Origin of the sequence: uncultured Amaricoccus sp. (assembly GCF_937858865.1) — a bacterium.
Lineage (GTDB): Bacteria > Pseudomonadota > Alphaproteobacteria > Rhodobacterales > Rhodobacteraceae > Amaricoccus.
Genome location: NZ_CALLYO010000302.1, coordinates 1 through 3673, shown reverse-complemented (window position 1 = coordinate 3673; position 3673 = coordinate 1). Strand labels below are relative to the sequence as shown.

The following is a 3673-nucleotide window of genomic DNA, read 5'->3' as shown; positions in this document are numbered from 1 at the left end:
GAGCCAGCTCGCCCCGGCGCTCTGGCGCGGGCGCGCGCCCGCGGTCGAGCGCCACTTCCGCACCTCGATCGCCTACCGGCTCTGCCTCGTCGCCGGCGGCGAGGCGGACGCGACGCTGACGTTCCGCGACACCTGGGAATGGGACGTGGCGGCCGGCGATCTCATCGCGCGCGAGGCCGGCGCCCGCGTCACCGAGCGCGGCGGCGCCACCCTCGCCTACAACCGCCCGCGGCCGCTCGTCGCCGGCCTGATCGCCGCCGGGCCGGCGCTGCACGCCGAGATCCTCGAGCGCACCTGACCCGGGACCCCCGTGGCGTCCGCCGCCGCCATCGGCTATAGTTCGACTATTGCGGCCCCTCGGCGGGGCCATAGCCCCAGGAGCCGATCTTGCCAGGCGTGGGAGAGACGGAGGCGCCGCAGCGGAGGCGCCGGCCGGCGGCCATCCGCCGCAGGGGCCGGCGGTGCGTTGATTTCTGCGCTGCAACATGTACTCTCGCACCGATCAGCAGCCCGACGCTCCTCGTGATCGGAATCCCATGTCCCAGTACCTGCATCTCGTGTTCGGCGGCGAGCTGGTCGATCCCCAGAGCAACGAGTTCCGCGACGTCGACAAGATCGACATCGTCGGCATCTTCCCGAACTACGCCACCGCCTATGTCGCCTGGAAGGCCAGGGCGCAGGCGACGGTGGACAATGCCCACATGCGCTACTTCATCGCCCACCTGCACCGGCTGCAGGACGAGGAGCGCCCGACCGGCCCGACCGCGAAGCTCGGCTAGGCCCACCCGGTCCGCAGCATGAACCAGATGCAGATCGACGCATCCGACCCGACGGTCCCGGCGCCCGCGCGCCCGCGGCGCGACCCCCCCCGCAGCGCGGGGGCGCGCCCCTTCCTGCTGCGGCTCTATCTCGCCGGCTCGCGGCGGGCGGCGGGGATCGCCGAGCGCTTCCTGCGCCGCCGCCTCGCCGAGGGCAAGGAGGAGGGCGCCCGCCTCGGCGAACGCATGGGCGAGGCGAGCCAGCCCAGGCCCGAGGGCCAGCTCGTCTGGTTCCACGCCGCGAGCGTCGGCGAGGCGGCCTCGCTGCTCGAGCTGCTGCGCCGGCTCGCCCAGGCGCGCCCGGCGCTGCGCTGCCTCGTCACCACCGGCACGGTGACCTCGGCGCAGCTGCTCGCCGACCGGCTGCCGGAGACCTGCCTGCACCAGTATGTGCCGATGGACGTGCTGCCCTGGGTCAGGCGCTTCCTCGACCACTGGCGCCCCGACCTGGCGGTCTGGACCGAGAGCGAGCTCTGGCCGGCCATGCTGACCGAGACGCACGGGCGCGGCATCCCGATGCTGCTCATCAACGCGCGCATCTCGGCGCGGAGCTTCCGCCGCTGGCGGATGATGCCGCGGCTCGCGGCGGCGCTCCTCGGCCGCTTCGACCGCATCCTCGCCCAGGACGCGCTGGCCGGCGAGCAGCTGACCGCGCTCGGCGCCGACCCGGAGCGGCTCTCGGTCGAGGGCACGCTCAAGGAGGGGGCCGCGCCCTTGCCCTACGACGAGGCCGAGCGGGTGCGCTTCGCCCGCGCGCTGAGCGGCCGCCCGGTCTGGCTCGCCGCCTCGACCCACCCCGGCGAGGACGAGATGGTGCTCGCCGCCCACGCCCGCGCCCGGCGCGCGCTGCCGATGCTGGCGCTCATCCTCGCGCCGCGCCACCCGGCCCGCGGCGATGCGCTGGCCGAGATGATGCGCGGCCGCGGCCTCGCCGTCGCCCAGCGCTCGAAGGGCGAGCCGATCGGGCCAGACATCGACGTCTATCTCGCCGACACGCTCGGCGAGATGGGCCTCTGGTACCGCATCGCCTCGGTCAGCTTCGTCGGCGGCAGCCTGATCGAGATCGGCGGCCACAATCCGTTCGAGCCGGCGCTCCTCGGCAGCGCCATCCTGTTCGGCCCGCACGTGCGGAACTTCGTCGACGGCTACCGGCGGCTCTCCGACGCCGGCGCCGCGGTGCTGGTGCGCTCGGAGGGCGAGCTTGCCGAGGCGCTGGTGGCGACGATCGCCCCCGACCGCGCCGCCGAGATGGCCGCCGCCGGCTGGGCCGCCTGCAGCGAGGGCGCCGAGGTGACCGACGCCGTGCTCGACGCGATCGGCACGCTGCTCGACCGCAAGCCCTGAGCGATGCGGGCGCCGGCCTTCTGGGCCAACCCGCCCGCCCGGCCGGGGCTCCTCGCGCGGCTGCTGGCGCCCCTCGCCTGGGTCTGGACCTTCGTCACCCGCCGGCGGCTGGCGCGGGGCAGGGGGGTGCGCCTGCGCGTCCCGGTCGTCTGCGTCGGCAACCTGACCGCCGGCGGCGCCGGCAAGACCCCGACCGTCATCGCCCTCGTCGAGCGGCTCGCCGCCCGCGGCGTCGCCGCGCACGTCGTCTCGCGCGGCCACGGCGGCAGCCTCGAGGGCCCGGTCCGGGTCGAGGAGCGCCGCCACACCGCGGCCGAGGTCGGCGACGAGCCGCTGCTGCTCGCCGCCTTCGCCCCGACCTGGATCGCCCGCGACCGCGCCGCCGCCGCCCGCGCCGCCGAGGCGGCCGGCGCCGCCGTCGTCGTCATGGACGACGGCCTGCAGAACCCGGGCCTCGCCAAGGATCTCTCGATCGTGGTGGTGGACGCCGGCATGGGCTTCGGCAACGGCCGGGTCATCCCGGCCGGCCCGCTGCGCGAGCCGGTGGCGGACGGCCTCGCCCGCGCCGACCTCCTCCTCGCCATCGGCACCCCGGAGGAGCGCGCCCGCTTCCGCGCCGCCTGGCCGGACATCGCGCTCCCCGTGGTCGGGGCGCGCCTCGCCCCCCTCCCGACCGGCATGCCCTGGCAGGGCCTCATCGCCCTCGCCTTCGCCGGCATCGGCCGCCCGGAGAAGTTCTTCGCCACCCTGCGCTCGCTCGGCGTCGAGCTCGTCGCCGCGCACGGCTTCGCCGACCACGAGCCCTTCGCGCCCCGCGCCCTCGTCCGCCTCGAGGCCGAGGCGCGTGCCGCCGGCGCCCAGCTCGTCACCACCGAGAAGGACGCCGCCCGCCTGCCCGCTGCCTTCCGGCCCAAGGTCCTCGTCCTGCCCGTCCGGCTCGAGCCCGACGACTGGGCCCCGATCGACGCCGCTCTCGGCCGCCTGACGGAGTCGCTTCAGGCCAGGAAGAAGCGCACCATCTCCGCCGAGGCGTCCGGCCCGGCAGGATCGGTATAGGACCCCGGCGCGCGGCCGCCCGACCAGGCGTGCCCCAGCCCCTCGACCAGCCAGAGCTCGCCCCGGCCGCCCTCGAAGACCCGCCGCCGGTAGCGCCGCCCGCTCGCCTTGCCCTGCCGCTCGCGCCCCTCGCCGAGGCCGGCGACGATCCGCTCGGCATTGACCGGGCGCACCACCGCGTCCTCGCTGCCCTGGAAGACGATCGTCCGCGCCGCCGGCGGGGCGCCGCCCGCCCGCGGCGCTGCCTCGCCCCGCATGGCGGCGAGCCCGGAGACGACGTCGAAGGCCGCCCCGGCCGGCACCCCGGAATGGACGCCGATCGCGGCGAAGACCTCCGGGTAGCGCAGGGCGAGCAGCGCCGCCATCGCCCCGCCGGCCGAGAGGCCGGCGACGAAGACCCGGCCCGGATCGATGGCGAACTCCGCCGCCAGCGACTGGGCGAGCCCGGCGAGGAT

Annotated in this window: 5 protein-coding genes; 4 read left to right on the top strand and 1 reads right to left on the bottom strand. The window is 76.3% G+C overall.

Going from position 1 to position 3673, the window contains the following annotated elements; translation table 11 throughout:
* The 4 genes from Q0112_RS08545 to lpxK all read left to right on the top strand — a co-directional run.
* The coding region (locus Q0112_RS08545; RefSeq protein ID WP_297973950.1) for an inositol monophosphatase family protein at positions 1-298 on the top strand (298 nt) is incomplete at its 5' end.
* A gap of 238 nt (positions 299-536) precedes the next feature.
* Complete coding sequence (locus Q0112_RS08540) at positions 537-779, top strand: DUF4170 domain-containing protein (RefSeq protein ID WP_297973948.1); 243 nt, start codon at positions 537-539, stop codon at positions 777-779.
* Between the two features lie 27 nt (positions 780-806).
* Positions 807-2162, top strand: a complete 1356-nt coding sequence (locus Q0112_RS08535; protein WP_297973945.1) for a 3-deoxy-D-manno-octulosonic acid transferase — start codon at positions 807-809, stop codon at positions 2160-2162.
* Positions 2163-2165: 3 nt separating this feature from the next.
* Positions 2166-3218 carry a tetraacyldisaccharide 4'-kinase gene (gene lpxK / locus Q0112_RS08530; RefSeq protein WP_297973943.1) on the top strand — a complete coding sequence of 351 codons (1053 nt, stop codon included), beginning with the start codon at positions 2166-2168 and terminating at the stop codon, positions 3216-3218.
* Here lpxK and Q0112_RS08525 read toward each other — a convergent pair.
* A partial coding sequence (locus Q0112_RS08525) for a PHB depolymerase family esterase (protein ID WP_297973940.1) occupies positions 3158-3673 on the bottom strand: 516 nt, incomplete at its 5' end. The genes lpxK and Q0112_RS08525 overlap by 61 nt on opposite strands.